Raw genomic sequence first — 18,145 nt, 5'->3', positions numbered from 1 at the left:
ATGAAAAAAATGAAAATATTGAACACTGTGATTTTTGTTTTTGTAATTACAGCATTATTCTCGACTGCTTTCGTGGTCGTATTGATTAATTATAAACTTTGGAATGAAAGCCATTTGTTGTTAAGCGCGGATGGTTTCATGAATTATTTGAAAGCTTACGGAGATTTCAAAGATCTTTTTGTGGTAACCGTTGCAGCTACGGCAGCCTATGTAGGTTTGCAAAGTTTGCAAGAAACAGTGCAGTCAAACTGCGAACGCTTAAAACAAGAGCGTTTCAACGAATGGAAAGTCAAAATGGAGATCCGTCTTTTGGATGCAGAAAAAGGTAATCCAAGGTTACGTTTAATCTTTATGGAATTGCGAACGAAATTTTTTGATTGGCTGTATGAGCATGATTTTAGGATCGGTAGCAAACAAGATCTTGCTTTGTGCTTTGCCATATTTTCTCACCTCGTTCAAACACTTGAAAGCCAAAATAACAGTGCTATAAAAATGGGCGAGATATACCCTAACGAGGGTTATTCTTACAGCTATGATGGTTTTCGTTTTATGTTTCTTGGCGGGCCGAACGACACATACCCCGAGATTGAGACTGACCTAAATAAATTCTATTTGGAATTGCTGCCCTCCAATAGAATTATCGATCAGGCAGCCTTTAATGTTGCGAGAAATAACAGTTTCTCAAATCCTGTTTGATTTTTTTCAGATCATGGTTGGTTATGATCGCCCTAATTGAAATTTTGTGAAGATCATGAGGTTTTAGGTTAAAATTCACATTCCGAACCAAGGAGATCGAAAAAAATTTATGTAGACTAAAATTATTGGAGGTTAAAGAAATTAGCATAATCCTCGATACTGTTCCAAATCATCTTTTAACTTTAATAAGATCAGAATTGTCGTCCTTAAAAAATAAAGGTAGTCCATCTCTTGTTTTGCACTATCTTTATTGTTCGATCCGTGAAGATATTTGTTTCTCAAATCTTTGCCATTAGTAAACTCTTTCTTATTAAGGTAGTAATTGATATAGCTGACCTCTTCCTTAGTAAATAAGTTGTCAGAGATTCGGAGGAAATCATCGGAGATCATTCGATCGATTTCTTGCTGAATAATCGGTACAACACGCCCATAATTTAAGCTTCCATTTTCCCAAATTTTACCGGAAACCCAAATCAGGATAGGATCGGTCATTATCAACTCACCCGTGTCATTAACTATTAAAAAACCGTCTGAGATAAGATGATCCAAGTGATTGATCTGGTATCTTTCAAAATCGGATTTTTTTAATCTATCTTTTCTCAAGGATTGGAATAGATTTGACCGTTGTTTTGAACCTTTTTTCCTTTCTGCTAATAAGCTGTTCTGATCGAAGAAAAGGTGACCAATCATTCTGATAACATGATGGTCAGAGGTCACATATTTTTGCTGAATAAGGCTTTTAAGGTCGCTATAATTTATCGGGTTGGAATCTACCTGAAGCAGATCATGATCGATGTTGCCTTCAGATACCAAATTTTTAAATTGCTTCAGTAAGTATTCCATTTCCGGTGCAAATAACCTGATCTTTTCAAATGCATTTAAATTGGCCGAAGGGGCGTGAAAACTCAAGTGTTCGACTTTACATTTCTCTTTGAAAAAAGTTATTACAAACGCCTGCAAAACATTTTCAATAGAAAGTTTACGCTCTTTTAGATAGTGAATGAATATTCCCAGTTGCGCAAGCGATATCATATCTTTTCGGGCAAAAATCATTCCCGTATGGTACTCGCTTTTGGATTGCATGAATACCTTTTCAAGGGTATCCATTTGAGAATCTTTATTAACCAGTTCGATCAGTTCCTCATCGTTTGTATAAAAAAACAAATCTGAAAAGACTGAGAATAGTTCAAATTCTGTTTGTAAGCCGTTTAAATACCTTCGACTGTAGGTATAAGTTGTGCCCTCTTCCTCATCATGTGTGACAACAACCGGCTCCTCCTGGTTATCGACCAAGCTTGCACTGATCTTTACGCTTATACTATTTTCATCGTTAAGGAATGGCTCCTTGATGTCATCAGCTTTGTTATGGGCTTTTAATATTGTTTTTGGGGGAAGCTTCAGATATTTGGCGTGTCTTGCCAATTCAATATAATTTAGATTTGGATCGGCGGAATCAAGGTAATTATCAATGATGTCAACTTTGTCAGCATCCGTTAGACTTTTGGGGAAATTATAGTTATTGGGTTCATGATCATGCTTTTGCTCATAATGAGAAAGTAATAATTCTGCACTCTCCTCGTAATCCATTAAAAATGTCCTGATCTCATGATTATAATGGTCTACGATCTGTTTTAATGGTAGGATATATCGAATATGGTTCGGGAAAATATTCAAAAGTTGAACGAAAATATCGCGATCAATTTTTTTATAAAGCTCAAAATATCTGAAGAGTACCCAAAAATTCTCCCTATTGTCGTATTCAAGATTCGCAATTTCTTCCTTAAAACGATCAGGAGCCAATTGCAAATAATAGACCCGTAACTGTGCAATCGCTGTTTTTACTATCGATGAATATTTGCTTTTTCGCTCAGCAGACCAACTGTTAAGAAATAGCCCACAATCAAAATACTCTTGAATATGATGAAACTCTAAAAGGCTGTTCAGATCCAATATCTTAAGATCAAGGTCGCTTTCCAATAGTTTTTCTGCTTTCTGGAGCATTGTATGTCCCATTAGATCTTGCTTAGAAAAAAAGACAACGCGGTTCAATCCCTTCATAAAATATTGTGATGTTTAGTAAATTATAAAATTAAATAATTGGAGTCATTTTTATCAAATAGCTATTAATGCGATCTTTATAAAAAAGGATTTTACCCAATGGATAGTTGTTATAGTTGCGGTGTTCGATTCGACGGCACTAATAATAGCCTTGAGCATATCATTAACAATAGTATTGGAGGAAGGTGGAAATCGAGGGGCCTATTATGTGTTGCTTGTAACAATCTGTTTGGCAGTGGCATTGATCAAGTGTTAAATGACCAGCTTGAAAATTTCACCGACCTTTTAGGAATTAGTAGGCAGAGGGAAAGAAAGGATATAGCCGTCCCAATGAAAAGTCCTGAAGGCGATTTTAAGATTGTAGGTAAAGGGCTTAAACCTCATTCCAAGCTGACTACCATATTACCCGATGGTAAAAAAATAACGGAATATGTGGAGGACGCTCAGTTTAAGGAGTTCATAGAGCAAAAGAAAGCGCAGCTAAAAAAGAAATACTCAATAAGTTCCGAAAGATTCTATGAGGAAAAGCCTGGTGGTAAGTACTATAAAATTCAGAATTCACTTTCTAATGAAGAATTTGATATTGGATTTGGAGGGGAAGACTTCTTTAGATCTGTAATTAAAATTGCGGTTAATTTCTATATTAAATTGGGATATGAAATCGAGTGGGTGCAACTGGCTATTAGCGTAATGAGAAAAGAAGCTGAAAATGAAATGGCATATTTCTTTTATGTGAGGCCAGAACGGTACGAAATTCATAATCTTGGAGAAAATGAGGTTTCTCATATTATACACCTGAGAGGAGATAAAAGTAAACGTGTGCTATATGCATATGTGGAATTATTCAACATGCAAAACGTTTTGATCCGGCTAAACTCAGACTACCATGGTCCGGACATAAATAAGACCTATGCAATTGACCTTAAAACTGGGGAGGTAATGCAAAAGGATGTAAACATAATATTAGGGAGGCATCATTTCGAAATTCTTCACCTAATTGGACGCGATAATATGAAGGAGAAGGAGGCGCGCTATCGAAGAGTTGAAAAATTGATTGAAAAAATGCAGTTAAGGGAGTGATCTTTCTAAGATTGATTTGTGATTTTGAAATCGTTTAAGTCATTTGAAAAATTACAATTCTTCACAAATACTTCACAGACCGTTCTTGACCAAATCGAAAAATAGTCTTAAATTAGCCTCTGTAAGTCAGAAACTTACTTTTTGCCCCACTGTAAAGTGGTTACCCCGAAAGACTCATAATCTTTTGGTCCCTGGTTCGAGCCCAGGTGAGCGCACATCGTTAAAAACCCCCTTTACAGCACGTAGAGCGGGTTTTTTCGTCTTGTACAAGTGGGTTAGGATCATCCGCGGCACCGTGATCGTTCCCTATTTGATCAGTTCGAATAATTGCAGGATACGATCGCAAATCAAAATTACGATATGACCTAAAGTAAAAACCTTCAGAAATGTACATTCTGAAGGTTTTTTGATATTTCCGGAGATCATTAAATTAACGTATTTGATTTCAGTTTCAAATGATTTTGTGCCTGTTTCTGAAATTCATCCGGCGTTTGTCCGGTTTGTTTTTTAAAAAAGCGGCTGAAATAAGGACGATCAGAAAATCCAAGCTCAAAGGCTATTTCCTTAATGGTATGCTCGCTGTGTATAATCAGGCGCTTAGCTTCTAATATAATACGATCATGGATGATCTGCGTACCGGTTTTATTCAATTTTTCTTTGAGAATTTGATTTAACCGCTTGGAGCTGATGTCAAGTTTGCCCGCGTAAAAATCGATATTTCGCACCTGCAAATAGTTCCCTTCCAGCAGCATCAAAAACTCGTATACCCTTTTCTGGTGGATATCATGTGTAGTAAATTCCTCCTCTTTAACCTTGATCAATTTCAACAGAAACACTTTCAGCAAAGTTTTCAGGATTATCAGGTGCCCGGATGACTTCTGGTATTCACCGATCAATAAATTGTAAATGCCGCTCAGGTCATCTGCCGCCGCTTTATCCAATCTGAGGCAGGAAAACTCACCCTGCACATTAAATATCTTAAAAATGTCGAGTAAAAATTCTTTATCCTCTTCCTCCAGAATCTCCCTTTTAAACGATATCAACTCCCCGTTTTTTCCCGCTTTGTTCAGTTGGTGTACCCGGTAAGGTGGTATCAGGTAAATCCAATCTCCTTTAACCTCAAAATCACTTGTTTTTAAAGCATGAAGCGGGTCTTCATTTTTTAACCATACAATCTCAAAGAAGTCTTTTCTTCCCGGATCATTCAAATAACTTGGCGGGCAATTATGTAAATTCCTGATGTAGATCATCGCGCTCTCCAGGCGGCTTTCCTTCATATCATTCGTCATTACGTAAAGGTAAGTACTACAAAATAAAGCTGGTGGACAATCAGATAATTAAGGTGGACTATTCGGAAATCGCATATAGAAGACTTGAAATTAATGACTTTCGCTTGATATTATTTCCAAATAGTCCACCCAATGTGGCTATTTGTGTAACCATTCCGGTTGGCACAGATGATACTTTTGCCGAAGAATTAAAAGCTTAAAATGGAGTTAACGAACCAATCTGATAAAGAAACCGCTGCCGCGGTCAAAGCAAATTTGGCGAAGATAATACAGGAGAACGTTATGCTGGCAGAAGCGATCGACTATCGCAATTTCGGAGAACTGATCAGCAATATCAACGAGGCATCCGCCATCTTCCTGATCGCTTCGGGTCGTTCCGGCTTTGCCATGCGTTCGGTCGCGATGCGCCTGATGCACCTGGGATTACGTGTGTTTTTTGTCGGCGAAACAACCACCCCGGCTATCCAAAAAGGGGATCTGTTATGGGCCGCCTCAGGATCAGGAACAACGGGCACTATAGTAAAAGCTGCGGAAAAAGCTCAACAGGTGGGTGCACGCGTCATGTCAATGACGACTAACGCATCCTCTACGCTGGCTGGGTTAGCGGATGTACACATCCTGATACCGGCAGCAGAAAAAGAAGATCGTAACGGTACTAAATCAATACAATACGCCGGGAGCCTTTTTGAACAGGCTGTGCTCCTATTAGGTGACGCGGTATTCACGGAGTTATGGAAACTTGACGGGACACCTGCCGAAGAGCTTTGGAAGCGTCACGCAAACATGGAGTAATTAATAATCAATTCTATCATTTTTCAAATTAATAAATAATACAATGGCCAAATTACAAGTAGCAATAGACTTATTGACAACAGAGCAAGCATTAGCGCTTGCCGCAAAAGTTGCACCCTATGTAGACATTATAGAACTCGGTACCCCGCTGATCAAAAACATGGGATCTGCCGTAATTACCGCGATGAAAGAAGCACATCCGGATAAGCTGGTTTTCGCTGATTTAAAAACTGCCGACGCCGGTGAACTGGAAGCTGATATCGCTTTTAGCGCAGGCGCCGACATGGTTACCGTTATGGGTGCTGCCGGAAATGCCACCATCATTGGTGCCGTTAAAGCAGCCAAAGCTCATGGCAAAGGTGTAGTTGTAGACACCATCGGTTACCCTGACCGCGTGAAACGTGCCCAGGAAGTAACTGAATTGGGTGTTGAATTCGTGGAGTTACACGCCGGATTAGATGAACAATGGACAGCAGGCTATTCTATACAGGTGCTGATAGATGAAGCAGCAAGAGCTGGTGTACCTGTTTCTATAGCAGGCGGCGTAAACCTGAGCAATGTTGCTTCGGTTATTAAAGCCGGAGCCCAGGTAGCAGTTGCAGGTGCAGCCATCTATGGAGCCGAAGATCCGGCGGCGGCAGCTAAAGCATTGCGCGAGGCTATAGACGCGGTATAATACATGCTGTAAGCCGCCGCTACACCTATAAATAAAAGCAATGCCGTCAATGAATACAATTCGAAGATGTAACATTTCACGTCGCTGCGGTTGATGAGATGTTGATCGGATAGCCAGTATTCACTAAAATCTTATTTATAAAGATTTATTCAATAGCAAGGCATCATTCAAACGCAGTTAATGCGTACTGCTGATGCCTTGCATAATGTGTAATTTAGCTAAATAAAAAAACCGACACTAAAATACCCTCCACAAAAATTATATCTCCTGGCTGGTATATCGGTTAATCGGCTAAGTAACTACTCTATTTGATGAATGATGCCGTTAGTGGCCTTCAAATCTGTTTTGGTGATTTTGTCCGGGTCATTATAAAAGATGCTGGCGGAGGATACTTCGGTGGTGTGGATCAGGCTTACGGGTATAAAAAAATCCGGGTTACCACCGGAACCGGGGCCGCCCCACATCTCTTCTTCGGAAAGTACGGACGGGTATTCTTTGCTTTCAAATTTGTCCCTGGTAATGTTTCCATTGATGGTACTGGCCAGAAAAACATAGTAAAAGCTTTGCGGATCAGCGAATTGCCGTACATAATTTACCGAGGTAAATCTTGGATTTCGTTTCTTTAACGCGTCATTGTCACGCAAAAAGAGCGTGTGCGGGTCTGCACTATTCCATATAGACTGTACTTTTTGATAGAATGCGGGGTAAAATTCTTTCATACGCTCCAGTATTGCATTGGTGTAGGAAAAACCCGGGTCTTGTTTGATGGCATCCATCAGATTACCGGTGTAAGGTTTGCGCAAAGTTATTTTTTGGGTGATCTCCTTTTTCTTTCCATTATAGGTGCTGTAAAATAACCTTCCATTTTCGTTTCCGGCAATGATGAGCACTTTGAGCAGGGTATCGCCCTGTTGTTTCACTACCGGCGTACGCTGCCCGCTTAGCTCAATGTAATTATCATTTTTTTCAGGTGCAAAATGTTCGCCGTTGAGGGTCAGGGTATCACCGGCAAAACCGTATTCTGTAGATATGTTTTTTACGGCCGGACTTGGAATTACTGTCAGCATGGGTCCTTTTGCGCTTACGTTATTTACGGTAACCAGCAAATTCCCGCTTTGGCTAAATAAGGGGATAATGGCTTTTATTTTATCAGCAGATGCGGCAATAACCTGCGCGGGTATGCCATTCACGGCAACCTCATTAGCTTGCATTTGCGCGCTAAAATTGACGCCATCAATAACGATGGTATCGCCCGACTGGCCTATAGCAGGTGTTACTTTGCTGATTACAGGTGCCGGTCTATTTTGCGCTTGCTGCTCATCCTTCTTACAGGATGTCAGCAGCAGTAAAAGACAATTTATAATAATGATATAATTTTTCATGATGGGTTACTGGTTAATTAAAACAGACAGGTTAATTGATTTATTGGGATCCTTATCGGGCGGGTTCATATAACCCCTCAAAATTACCGTGTAGCTCCCCCCTGCCCTGATGGGGATAGACTTACGGATGAGCGTTCGCAGCGTTTCATCTTTCAGGCTGCGTATCCTGATAGCCGCATAATCACTTCGGTCTACGGGAACGAACTCAGCAACGCTTTTATATCCTCGGCTTTTTAAATTGGTAACAGCCAGCGTATCCAGGTACAGCTGCACGGGGCCGGCGTCCGGCGAAAGGTTGATCAGGCGCATGCGTGCCTTGTCTTCCAGCCGCACCAAAGTATCGCGGGTAAGCAAAACATTCATGTACGAAAGACTGTCAGTCAAATAGGCTGTTTGGTAGGTATGATCAGCCATATCGAAAACATGATCGGTAATTTTATCATTGTTTGGTAAGGCGAAGCGCAGTCTGCGCTGCCCGGTTTTAACGGCCATATACTGAACCGGAGACGGTATGCCGGTAAAAGGTCCCGGGTATACATAATTGTAGTTAAGTTTTATGGCCGGATAATCCTTTGGCGAATTGGCTGTATCGATATAAACAAAAGCCTTGGCAGAATCGGCATCGCCCAGGAAACCTGTCGCGCCGTTGTAAATGATCAGATTCGCATATTCAGTTTGTGGCGGCAGATTACCCTCTTCTTTACAACCTGTAAAAAGGATAGCTGTAAACAGTAGCAAGCCGCTTAGTTTTTTTATCATCTTCATGTTAGTTTGTCCTTTCAATTTTGCGCACCACGTAATTGACGTTGTCGCCGATATATAAATTGCCTTTATCATCAAATGCGACATTGCCGCCATACAGCGATGCCTAGCTTCCCGGTACTGTTTTGGTGGGGTCGGGCGTATAACCACCGCCTGCTATCAGTTTCACGGTTTCAAATTGCAGGTCCACTTTATATAATTTCATAGCCAGTACGCCATACATGCTGGTCACTAAAAGATTGCCGTCAAAATCAACATCCATACCCACAAAGGCATCGCTGATACCAATCGGCTGACCGCTTACTTCTTTAAAAGTTCCCGTTTCTTTGCCCGAGACGTTAAACGGCTTCCCAATAATTGTCGCTACCTCATTAGTTTCCGGGTTTATTTCACGGATACATTTACCGTATGGACCGCCGCCATTATCAGTAACATATAGTTTACCATTATTGGCAATGGCAATACCGCTTAATGTACCAAAGCGTGCTTCGTCCTTACCGAAACCATCTTCGTGCCCGTAACGTTGATAATCAACCATCAGGTACGTTTCATTCTCAATGATCTCGCTTTTCAAAGCTCCAAAAAGCGTTGTAACATTTCCTTTAACATCAAGCTTTCTGATGCACAGGCCATTCATGTCCAGAAAATACAGGTTGCCCTCACGGTCAAAACACATATCACCGGCATCAAGTATTTCGGTATACTGTGCCGGTCCATCTTTAATGTAACCATAATAGCCTTCTTTTATTTGGCCGCCTGTTACCGTGGCTATTTTACCGGATGAAGGATCAATGCTTATAATACGATGCCTGTAGCCATCATTTTCAAAGTTTTGCTCAAATACTGTAAGATACAGCAAGCCATTAGGTGCCACGGCAAATCCCCTTACCACAGTGGGTAACTTCGCCGCCAAACCATTCCCATTGGGATTTGTACCCCCGCCGGCAATAGTAGTAACCATGCCGTTTTCAATTTTGCGTACAAGGGTTGTTTGTGTTTCGGGCGTGCCCGAGCAACCGTAACTTTCGATGTACTCTACCACATAAATTATCCCGCCTGTCTTGCTGCAGGCTACCAGGTTTGTCCTGCCAAATTGAGCCTGCAATGCCGTTCCGTCTTTTGCCGGGTAGATGATCTCAAAGCCACAATCATTGTTCTGTTTTTCGTGGTAAGCGCCTGCAAACAGCGAAACCGTTACTTTTCCCTCAATCAATGCGGGGGGCTCGTTTAACTGAAGCCCGTAAAATGCCGGTTGACGCTGGCCGTTCACCGTTAATTCTGCAGATGGTTCGCCAAGCGGCGCATTAGCGGGAACAATAATCTTCCAGGCCTCTACGTCACGTCCTTCCCATTTTGCAGCGGTAACCGATAATACCCTTACATCCGCATTACCTATTTTAAGCGAAGCACCGGCATTTTTGATACCTACTTTTACAAAAGCGGTTATCGTATCGCCCAGTAACACACTGGCCGGTGCAAAGGCAACAATGCCCGAGCCGGCATTCTGGCGATCTATTTCTTTATCAACTTTTTTACACGACAAGGCAATTGTCAGGATGAAAAAAAGTAAGGTTATTATGTTTCTTTTCATGGTAATCAGAAAATAAAATTGAACGATATGGAGTAGTACGAACCTGGGCGGAACCTGCTGAATACGCTGTCGTGCGCACTGTAGCGGCTACCGTTTTGCGGGTCGGTTAGCATCACTTCTTTGTTGTATTTGAAATTGCGGTCCTGGTCTTCATAAAGCATAATGGCGTTATTCAGAATGTCCTGTACACCAGCCTTTATTTGCAGGGTCTTGCTGATGCGTTGCGTAATGGCAAAATCGAGCAGGTTGCGTGGCGCCTGGAAAACATCGGCGAAACCGCCCAAACTGTTGCCCTGCGCGCTTGGCGGCGTACCATCCTTAGGTGTAAAATCATTATTCCCTACAAACTGCAGGGTACTGCCCATAGCGAAGTAGGTGATGGTGGCTTTTGTACCCCAGGCGCTGTTTTCATAGCTCAGCGCCGTGTTGATAATGTAAGGAGCCTGGCCTTGCAGCGGGCGTTTACGCGGCGTGGTATTGCTGGCTGTAAATTCGGTGCCGGGTACGTTTACCCGGCTGTAGATGTAGGCTCCATTTACAATAAGCGACAGGTTCCTGAACAAATCGCCGGCAATAAAACTCAGGTTTTTCCGCAGCTCGGCCTCAGCGCCATATATTTTGGTAGCGCTGGTATTGCGGTAACGGATATCGGGGTAAAAGCGCTGCGTGTTTTTGTCATAATCAAATACCGCCTCAATAGGATGGTCAATAGTTTTATAAAACACCCCCAAATTGATCATCTCATTTTTAAGCAAGCTTGCAGGATAAAGCTCAAAACGCAGGTCAAAGTTCTGGATATTGGCCGTGGTGAGATCAGGGTTACCGTTATAGGTTTGCAGGTTCACAAAATCGAAATAACTAAATGGCGCGATTTCCCTGAATTCGGGCCGGTTAACGGTTTTGCCGTAAGCGCCTCTTATTACTATACTTGCCTGCGGTTTATAAGTAATATTTACCGATGGCAAAAACGAGGTGATGGGCTGATTAACTACAATGGGAAACGGCGCCTGCCCTAATCTTTCAGAGCCTACTATGCGCAGCCGGTTATACTCAACACGCATACCGCCATATACATCCAGTTTATTATGAAGCAAGGGAACGTTCAGCGCCGCGTAACCCGAATGGTTTTGGTTGACGGCGATGTAGCTGTCGTTAGGCGAGGTGAATTCGCGCATAATGTAACCGGTACCATCGGCCCTGAAATTATCGGGCTGATAGGCTTCCTGTACCCTGTCTTCGGTTACTACAGGTTCGGTACCATAAAAGTTGGGGCCTTGTATGGGTGAAAAAGTGCGCAAACCCAGGTCGCGGTTTTTGAACTCGTTAAGGGTACCTGCTTTTAAAAGCCAGCCGTTACTCAGCGTATGTTCTATATCGCCGCTGGCTAAATAGGCATTCTCATTTATTTTAGTGTACATACGGCGCTGAAAGCCGCCTTCAATCCCCCCCTGCCGCCAGCTTTCATTCGGGTTTTCGTCAAAGGGGCCTATACCAGTTACTTTTCTCCGGCTATACAGTATTTCACGAAAATCGGGCTCGTTCTGCCGTATGGCCGAAAAGCCCGCATTACCTGTCGCATGTGTTTTGCCTTTGTTAAAGAACAAACTTCCGCTTAGCTGCCCCGAGTACAGGAACCGGCTTCTGTAGGCCAGGTCTACCCGTTTTTCTTCACTATCAAAAAAACCGTCTTTTGAGCCCACCGTAAGCAGCACGCGATCCTGCCCCGACTGGTTGACGAAGTGCTTCAGCTCGATCTTGCTACTGTCGCGTATAGTAATACTATTAGTTTGGATCAGGCTGAGCCTTACATTTTCAACGCTCTGGTCGGCTTCGCTGTAATTACGGATGGCGTCAGTATTACCCATTTGCCTGCTGATCAGGTTATGGTCATACGTTTGGGTATAGTTAACAGAACTCAGATTATTTAACCGTTTACCGAACACACGCCACGAATCATAATAGTTAAACAGCATGCGTTTATCTACATTGGTTTTGGTGTTGGTATAACCGTAAATGTTCTTAAATTTTTTAGCATACTTTGTATTCTCGGCTGTGTTTAAATAATTGTAAGCCTCAGATGATGGTATATCGGGCAATCGGCGTGTACCGTCATCAAAACCAAGCAGGTCGAATTTGCCGCCCTGGTAAGTATTAAAATCCGCGAAGCTTGAACCCGGCCGGTATTGTGTTGATACCTGGATATCAATTTGCTGCGTAGGCATGGCATTTTTTGTATAAATTTTCACCACACCACCGGCAAATTCGCCGGGCAGGTCGGGCGCCGGTGATTTGTAAACCAGCATACGGTCAATAATGTTACTGCTGATCAGGTCGTAAGAAAAAGCACGACTGTCCGACTCGGTTGAAGGCGCGAGGTTGTTATTGATAAAGGTGACATTATAGCGCTGGTTCAAACCACGCACCACCACAAAACGGTCATTATTTACGCTTACCCCTGCAACGCGTTTCACAACTTCGGCGGCATCGCGGTCCATACTCCTAACGATCTGCTCATTGGATACGCCGGATACCACACTCCTTGCCTGCCGTACTTCTGCTACCAGTTCCGCATCGGTAGCATTAATCACTTTGCGGCGGGATGTGCCGGAAACAACCAATTCGCTAAGCGCGTTTCCGGCTTTAAGCTTTACGTCGATGATCGTTTCTTTATCAGCAGATACCTGTACATTGTCTAACTGTGATTTTTCGAACCCGGTAAACGATACCGTAATAGTATGTTTTCCTTCGGGGATATTATGTAGCTTATAATAACCGTTCGCGTCGGTTGTGATACCTTTTTTTAACGCGATGATCTGCACTGTAGCGCCGGGCAGCGGATCAGACGTTTCAAAATCAACCACACGCCCTTTTATACTGCCATATTTTACCGGCGGGGGTTTGGGTGATAGTACAATACCGGCGTCATTTTCTTTAAATACAATTCCGGTATTGTATAGCAGGTAAGTTAAAATATCGTTGGTAACCGTATTTTTAAAACTCCGGGCCTTTATTTTAAACTTATGGATACCTAATGCGGTACCATCGTAAGCGAGTGATATTTGTGCTGAATTATTTAAACGCTGCAAGGCGGCGCTTAAACTTTCGTCCCTGAAAGTTACGGAGATCTTTTTCTGAAGTATCTGCGCGTTTGAACTGGCCGCCATAATAACCTGGCCGCATGTCAAAACAACAATAATAATGACTATAGAAATTCGCATAGCTTGCCTGATAAGCAATGTGCTTTTTTTCATAAATTTGAATGCCTGTAAATGATGAATAATGATTAACGGGAACAGTACAATGATTTTCCAGATGATGGTACTGTAAAGAAGTCAGCGGGTTGTTAGCACAGCCCGCTTTCTTTTTTGTGAGCTGGGTTCGGGCTTAGTATATTATAATTTCATTTTTATCCTTCCTGTATTTATTTTGATGAATAGCACAAATCAGCTTCAGGGTTTCATCTGCTGTTTTTTGCTGTAAGATATTGATAGTATAATGGTGCCTTTTTATGGCGGCATTGCTGGTGGTAAGCGTAACATTATATTGATTTTTCAAAGCGAGCGCAAGCTCGTCGAAAGTGGCTTCTTGTAAAACAGTTATGCCGTTTACCCAACTGCCGGGAGTAGTTTCATCTGCTGTGTTTTTGATGGTTTTGCCGGATCGTTTGTCGTAGACAATGCTTTGCGAACCGGTAACCGTATCCAGCTTGTATTTGCCGGTGTTTACTTGTACCCTACCGGTTTTAACCTGTACCGAAGCATAGCTGAGTTTACGGTACGCTTTCACGTTGAATGATGTTCCCAGTACCCTTGTTGATATGCCCTGCGCATATACTGCAAATGGACGCGCCGGATTTTTCACCACGCTGAAAAACGCCTCGCCCTCATCCAGATAAATTTCACGCCGTGCTGCAAAAGTGCGGTCATTGTAGCGCAATGCGCTGCCTGCATTCAGCCAAACTTCGGAACTATCCGGCAGGACAATTTTTTTCAGTGCACCGGGCCCGGTTTTGATCATGGTGTAGGTATCAGCGGAAAGTTCTTTTGCGGGCTTATTCAGCATCCAGACACCCAGCATGGCAAACAGGAAACAGGCGGCAGCCGCATAATACCATGGATTGATCCGGCGGATTTTTTGTGGTTGACGGACGTGTGCGAAAAGTGCCGTCTGTAACGCCTTTTTTATGGCGTCACTTTTATGCTCGTCTTTGAGCGGATCTTCGCTGGTTATTTCCAGCGATTCGTACCAGGTTTCCACGAAACGTTCGCCCGGTTGATCCAACCTGCCCGACCGATATTTAGTAAGGAGTTGTTTAAAGCTTCTTTTATTCAATGTGTACTGGTGTTTAACCTATACACAGGAAACCGGCCTTAAAGTACCTCAAGAAAATGTTATAGTTAGGTTAAATTTTTGTTAATACCGAGGCAATAATAAAAGCCGCTATGAATTCTTCGTCACTGAACTTTTTGCTGAGCGCTGCCCGCAGCCGCTTCGTGGCTTCTGTGATATTGTTTTTTACGGTCTGCTCGGCCAGATTTAATGCAAGGGCTATTTGCCGTACGGTAAATTTATCGCTGCGCATCAGGAAGACAGCGCGCATAGTTTCCGGAAAGGTATCGATATGATCGTTAACAAATTCTTCCAGCTCCAGGTAACGTTTCAGGTCATGATTATCCTGGCTCATAGTCTCCATCCGATACATTATTTTCTGCAATACGTCCTCTTTAACCTGTGTGGAATTATAATGATCGATCACCTTGTTCCGTACCGCGCGCAACAGGTAAAACTCAAGCGTTTCACTATCCATGTTCAGCGTTTCACGGCGATCCCATAATTGCAGAAAAACATCCTGAACGATATCCTGCGCCAGTTGGTCATCGGCAACGCGTTTATAGGCCGCACGAAAGAGCTGCTGCCAGTACTGATCAAATACATAACTGAACGCGTCCGCATCACCCTGTTTAAGATTTGCTATGATGGCAGAAGATACAGTCATATACAAATATACGCCGTTTATATAAACAAAATGTTAAAACGGATATAAGGCCGACGGGCCTGGTTCTCTGATTCCCGCATAAAAAAAGCTGTTTTTCTGTCCCGGGCGACGCCGGAGATATGCGGGCTGCTTTGCACAACCCACTCTACCGCAAACGTGTATTTCGCAAATCATTAAAAACAACAAGATTGATTGGCGTTATAAAGGCCTTATTTCCGGTACAAATTAATAGTAATTATTTGAGGCCATTCTTTATTGTGCTGAAGTAATTCAACTGTTTCTAAGAAGCCTCAATCATCAAACCATCTTTGCACAATAACAGAGCACCCGCCATCATGTAATAATACAAGACCTTACTTGATTTCAATAAAGAATAAAGGCAATTATTGTTAATTATTTAACATTATACAACTATTGATTTACAGCATTTTACATATATTTAACTCACCTATAAACATCTTTAAAATCACTTCTTAAACCTTGTCAAAATGCGTAAAACATCAACTTCCAACGAATTTAAAGTTCTTGCCATTGCAGGTACTTATGTAGTTACTTTAGGCTTTCATCTGCCCGAAGCAAAATGTGATGGTCTCTTGGGCTTTTCAATACACCGTACTGATCATACGGAGAATGAAGCCTATTACCTTGAAGGCATGAAAGCATTTGAAGCAACTGATCCGGGTTTTCCGGCAGGCTCATTGTATTCAACTAAAGATCATCCTGTACAAAGTTTCCAATGGGCCGACTATTCAGCTAAACCGGGGCACGATTATACCTACGTCGTCACAGCGCTTAAAGGCAGCCCTCAATTGCTTACATCATTCGCATCTGTCTCTATAAAAATAAAAACCGAATCACCCGAATCCGGAGACCACGATGTATATTTCAATCGTGGTGCTGCTGCTTCGCAGGAGTACGTACGCCGTTTCGGGGATAAAAAGCCTAAACAAAACGATCCGGAAGACAAGCCGATTTTCGACTGGCTGTCAAGGGGCCTATATGAGGCAATGGTTCAATTTGTGCAAAGTTGTGTACCGGGGCAACATAAACTTCGTATTGCAGCCTATGAATTTCATTACGAGCCGTTTTTACTGGTGCTGGCTGATGCGATGAACAATGGTTTAGACATCAAGATTATATATGATTACCGGAAGAAAAACCCCGGTGAAGCAAACGAAAAAGCAGTTATAAAATGCGGGTTAGAAACTATTTGTACTAAACGCACAAAGGGTAAAAGCTACATTTCTCACAATAAATTTATGGTTAAGCTGGAAGGAGACGATGCGGTAAGTGTATGGACCGGTGGAACTAATTTTTCTTCGGGAGGTATATTCGGTCATTCTAACGTAGCACACGTAGTGGAAGAGCCCGCCGTGGCAAACAAATATTTTAATTATTGGACAGAATTACAGAAAGATCCTAAACAAGCTACTATAAAGCAGGCAACCGAAGCTCTTTCAAAAGTTCCGTCAATACCCATTGCAGATGGCACAACCACAATTTTTAGCCCAAGAACAACATTGGAGGCACTTGAGTTTTATGGCCAACTTGCCAAAACTGCAAAGCAGGGCCTATTTATGACATTTGCTTTTGGCCTTAACAGCATATTCAAAGATGTTTTTAAAACATCAACAGCGAAGGTACGCTTTGCATTATTAGAAAAGAAAACCCGGCCGATGGGTGATGATACACCGGAGGAAAAAGCGGCCAAACTGGCTGAAGAACGGATCATTCAAAATCTTAGAAATCTCCCCGAAAATGTATTCGCCATTGGTGACCTGATCAGGACTAATAAATTTGATGGCTGGCTGAAAGAATCGTTAACTGATCTGAATAAAAATGTAAGGTATGTTCACAATAAATTTATGCTCATTGATCCGCTTGGGGAAAAACCGATCGTAGTTGCTGGGTCAGCTAATTTCAGTAACGCATCTACAACAGACAATGACGAAAACATGCTGATTATTTGTGGTAATAAAAGAGTTGCGGATATTTATATAGGAGAGTTTATGCGCTTGTTCTCTCACTTTTCCTTTCGCGAGTCGCTTGCCTGGAGAAAGCATAATCCGCCAAAACCATTAAGCACAGGTGATTGGTGGAAAGATAGCTTTGGCGATACGCCCAGATCATCACGAAGACAATTTTTCGCATCGGTAAACAACTGATTGTTATAAAGCTAAGTATTGCTGACACATAGGCAATACTTAGCTTTTAGAATAGCTTTTTCAAAAAAAGAGACAGAAGAATAACTTGAGCACTATTATGAGACACTACTTATTGTATTAAACGCCTGTAACCCGTAATTTATAATAAGTTACCTGGTGTAGGTGGTTGTGTAAACATCCATTTGTCCCCCGCCTCTAACATCGCTTTTCCAAATCAAAACAAGTTTCTTGTTGGTCAATGTTTCCACCTCGTAGGTAAGCGCATCATTGCCGGCAATGTGCAGTCGTTTAACTGAAGCGTCATAGGTATAACCATAGGTTTGAGGTGTTTCATCGCGATAAGTGTAAGTCACTTTATCATCAGTAAATTCCAAAAAGCTATCGCCATTGCCATCATCGTCAACATCATATATGAGAGCCCCATTTTTGTAGGTTTTGGCATTTTCAAGGGTGAATGTCCATTTGCCTTTGAGTGATGCCTGATCTTCATTTTTTTTATTGCTATCTTTTTTGCAGCCGTTAGCTGTCGCCAACGTACTAATAACAAAAATTAAAAGAAAGAGTCTTTTTGTAATCTGAAACATAGTAATAAGGTTTAAGTATAATATGAGTAAAACCGCAGTAGTACCTTCCATTAACTGTAGGGCAGGTACTACTG

15 protein-coding genes are annotated in these 18,145 nt (G+C 42.1%); 6 read left to right on the top strand and 9 right to left on the bottom strand.

Annotation, left to right across the window (positions count from 1 at the left end; genetic code table 11):
• Complete coding sequence (locus tag ABD894_RS08035) at window positions 1-696, top strand: hypothetical protein (protein ID WP_345210491.1); 696 nt, start codon at window positions 1-3, stop codon at window positions 694-696.
• A gap of 141 nt (window positions 697-837) precedes the next feature.
• On the opposite strand, the gene ABD894_RS08030 is transcribed toward ABD894_RS08035, so the two are convergent.
• Complete coding sequence (locus ABD894_RS08030) at window positions 838-2,754, bottom strand: hypothetical protein (protein WP_345210490.1); 1,917 nt, start codon at window positions 2,752-2,754, stop codon at window positions 838-840.
• A gap of 99 nt (window positions 2,755-2,853) precedes the next feature.
• On the opposite strand from ABD894_RS08030, the gene ABD894_RS08025 reads away from it, so the two are divergent.
• A complete protein-coding gene (locus tag ABD894_RS08025; RefSeq protein ID WP_345210489.1) occupies window positions 2,854-3,834 on the top strand; it encodes an HNH endonuclease in 981 nt (326 codons plus the stop codon).
• Window positions 3,835-4,259: 425 nt separating this feature from the next.
• On the opposite strand, the gene ABD894_RS08020 is transcribed toward ABD894_RS08025, so the two are convergent.
• Window positions 4,260-5,123 carry an AraC family transcriptional regulator gene (locus ABD894_RS08020; RefSeq protein ID WP_345210488.1) on the bottom strand — a complete coding sequence of 288 codons (864 nt, stop codon included), beginning with the start codon at window positions 5,121-5,123 and terminating at the stop codon, window positions 4,260-4,262.
• Window positions 5,124-5,155: 32 nt separating this feature from the next.
• Between ABD894_RS08020 and ABD894_RS08015 the strand changes: the two genes are divergently transcribed.
• From ABD894_RS08015 to hxlA, 3 genes are read left to right on the top strand one after another with little or no spacing between them, the layout of a single operon-like run.
• The gene (locus ABD894_RS08015; protein WP_345210487.1) at window positions 5,156-5,323 is read left to right on the top strand and encodes a hypothetical protein; all 168 of its coding nucleotides are present in this window, start codon (window positions 5,156-5,158) and stop codon (window positions 5,321-5,323) included.
• Window position 5,324: 1 nt separating this feature from the next.
• Window positions 5,325-5,915, top strand: coding sequence for a 6-phospho-3-hexuloisomerase (gene hxlB / locus ABD894_RS08010; RefSeq protein ID WP_345210486.1), 591 nt, complete (start codon window positions 5,325-5,327; stop codon window positions 5,913-5,915).
• 43 nt (window positions 5,916-5,958) lie between these two features.
• A complete protein-coding gene (gene hxlA, locus ABD894_RS08005; RefSeq protein ID WP_345210485.1) occupies window positions 5,959-6,591 on the top strand; it encodes a 3-hexulose-6-phosphate synthase in 633 nt (210 codons plus the stop codon).
• Between the two features lie 299 nt (window positions 6,592-6,890).
• On the opposite strand, the gene ABD894_RS08000 is transcribed toward hxlA, so the two are convergent.
• The 6 genes from ABD894_RS08000 to ABD894_RS07975 all read right to left on the bottom strand — a co-directional run bounded on the left by ABD894_RS08000 (window position 6,891) and on the right by ABD894_RS07975 (window position 15,322).
• Window positions 6,891-7,973, bottom strand: coding sequence for an IPT/TIG domain-containing protein (locus ABD894_RS08000; RefSeq protein WP_345210484.1), 1,083 nt, complete (start codon window positions 7,971-7,973; stop codon window positions 6,891-6,893).
• A 6-nt stretch (window positions 7,974-7,979) separates the two neighbouring features.
• Complete coding sequence (locus ABD894_RS07995; RefSeq protein ID WP_345210483.1) at window positions 7,980-8,738, bottom strand: DUF4397 domain-containing protein; 759 nt, start codon at window positions 8,736-8,738, stop codon at window positions 7,980-7,982.
• A gap of 103 nt (window positions 8,739-8,841) precedes the next feature.
• The gene (locus ABD894_RS07990) at window positions 8,842-10,326 is read right to left on the bottom strand and encodes an NHL repeat-containing protein (RefSeq protein WP_345210482.1); all 1,485 of its coding nucleotides are present in this window, start codon (window positions 10,324-10,326) and stop codon (window positions 8,842-8,844) included.
• A 5-nt stretch (window positions 10,327-10,331) separates the two neighbouring features.
• A complete protein-coding gene (locus tag ABD894_RS07985) occupies window positions 10,332-13,577 on the bottom strand; it encodes a TonB-dependent receptor (RefSeq protein ID WP_345210481.1) in 3,246 nt (1,081 codons plus the stop codon).
• 133 nt (window positions 13,578-13,710) lie between these two features.
• Window positions 13,711-14,658, bottom strand: coding sequence for a FecR family protein (locus ABD894_RS07980; protein ID WP_345210480.1), 948 nt, complete (start codon window positions 14,656-14,658; stop codon window positions 13,711-13,713).
• A gap of 70 nt (window positions 14,659-14,728) precedes the next feature.
• Entirely contained in the window at window positions 14,729-15,322 is a 594-nt protein-coding gene (locus ABD894_RS07975; protein WP_345210479.1) for an RNA polymerase sigma factor, read from the bottom strand.
• A gap of 488 nt (window positions 15,323-15,810) precedes the next feature.
• Here ABD894_RS07975 and ABD894_RS07970 point away from each other — a divergent pair, with 488 nt between their 5' ends.
• The gene (locus ABD894_RS07970) at window positions 15,811-17,487 is read left to right on the top strand and encodes a phospholipase D-like domain-containing protein (protein ID WP_345210478.1); all 1,677 of its coding nucleotides are present in this window, start codon (window positions 15,811-15,813) and stop codon (window positions 17,485-17,487) included.
• 149 nt (window positions 17,488-17,636) lie between these two features.
• Here ABD894_RS07970 and ABD894_RS07965 read toward each other — a convergent pair whose 3' ends face one another.
• Window positions 17,637-18,071 (bottom strand): lipocalin family protein, encoded by a 435-nt coding sequence (locus ABD894_RS07965; RefSeq protein WP_345210477.1) that lies wholly within the window; start codon window positions 18,069-18,071, stop codon window positions 17,637-17,639.
• Window positions 18,072-18,145: the final 74 nt, after the last annotated feature.

Source organism: Mucilaginibacter gynuensis, from assembly GCF_039541195.1.
Classification (GTDB): domain Bacteria; phylum Bacteroidota; class Bacteroidia; order Sphingobacteriales; family Sphingobacteriaceae; genus Mucilaginibacter; species Mucilaginibacter gynuensis.
This window is presented reverse-complemented; position numbering and strand designations above follow the sequence as displayed.

What these genes read in the sequence shown, in the direction of transcription:
- ABD894_RS08000 (WP_345210484.1), bottom strand. Translation starts at nt 7,973, where the DNA reads ATGAAAAATTATATCATTATTATAAATTGTCTTTTACTGCTGCTGACA.
- hxlA (WP_345210485.1), top strand. Translation starts at nt 5,959, where the DNA reads ATGGCCAAATTACAAGTAGCAATAGACTTATTGACAACAGAGCAAGCA.
- ABD894_RS08020 (WP_345210488.1), bottom strand. Translation starts at nt 5,123, where the DNA reads ATGACGAATGATATGAAGGAAAGCCGCCTGGAGAGCGCGATGATCTAC.
- hxlB (WP_345210486.1), top strand. Translation starts at nt 5,325, where the DNA reads ATGGAGTTAACGAACCAATCTGATAAAGAAACCGCTGCCGCGGTCAAA.
- ABD894_RS08030 (WP_345210490.1), bottom strand. Translation starts at nt 2,754, where the DNA reads ATGAAGGGATTGAACCGCGTTGTCTTTTTTTCTAAGCAAGATCTAATG.
- ABD894_RS08035 (WP_345210491.1), top strand. Translation starts at nt 1, where the DNA reads ATGAAAAAAATGAAAATATTGAACACTGTGATTTTTGTTTTTGTAATT.
- ABD894_RS08025 (WP_345210489.1), top strand. Translation starts at nt 2,854, where the DNA reads ATGGATAGTTGTTATAGTTGCGGTGTTCGATTCGACGGCACTAATAAT.
- ABD894_RS07970 (WP_345210478.1), top strand. Translation starts at nt 15,811, where the DNA reads ATGCGTAAAACATCAACTTCCAACGAATTTAAAGTTCTTGCCATTGCA.
- ABD894_RS07995 (WP_345210483.1), bottom strand. Translation starts at nt 8,738, where the DNA reads ATGAAGATGATAAAAAAACTAAGCGGCTTGCTACTGTTTACAGCTATC.
- ABD894_RS07965 (WP_345210477.1), bottom strand. Translation starts at nt 18,071, where the DNA reads ATGTTTCAGATTACAAAAAGACTCTTTCTTTTAATTTTTGTTATTAGT.
- ABD894_RS07985 (WP_345210481.1), bottom strand. Translation starts at nt 13,577, where the DNA reads ATGAAAAAAAGCACATTGCTTATCAGGCAAGCTATGCGAATTTCTATA.
- ABD894_RS07990 (WP_345210482.1), bottom strand. Translation starts at nt 10,326, where the DNA reads ATGAAAAGAAACATAATAACCTTACTTTTTTTCATCCTGACAATTGCC.
- ABD894_RS07975 (WP_345210479.1), bottom strand. Translation starts at nt 15,322, where the DNA reads ATGACTGTATCTTCTGCCATCATAGCAAATCTTAAACAGGGTGATGCG.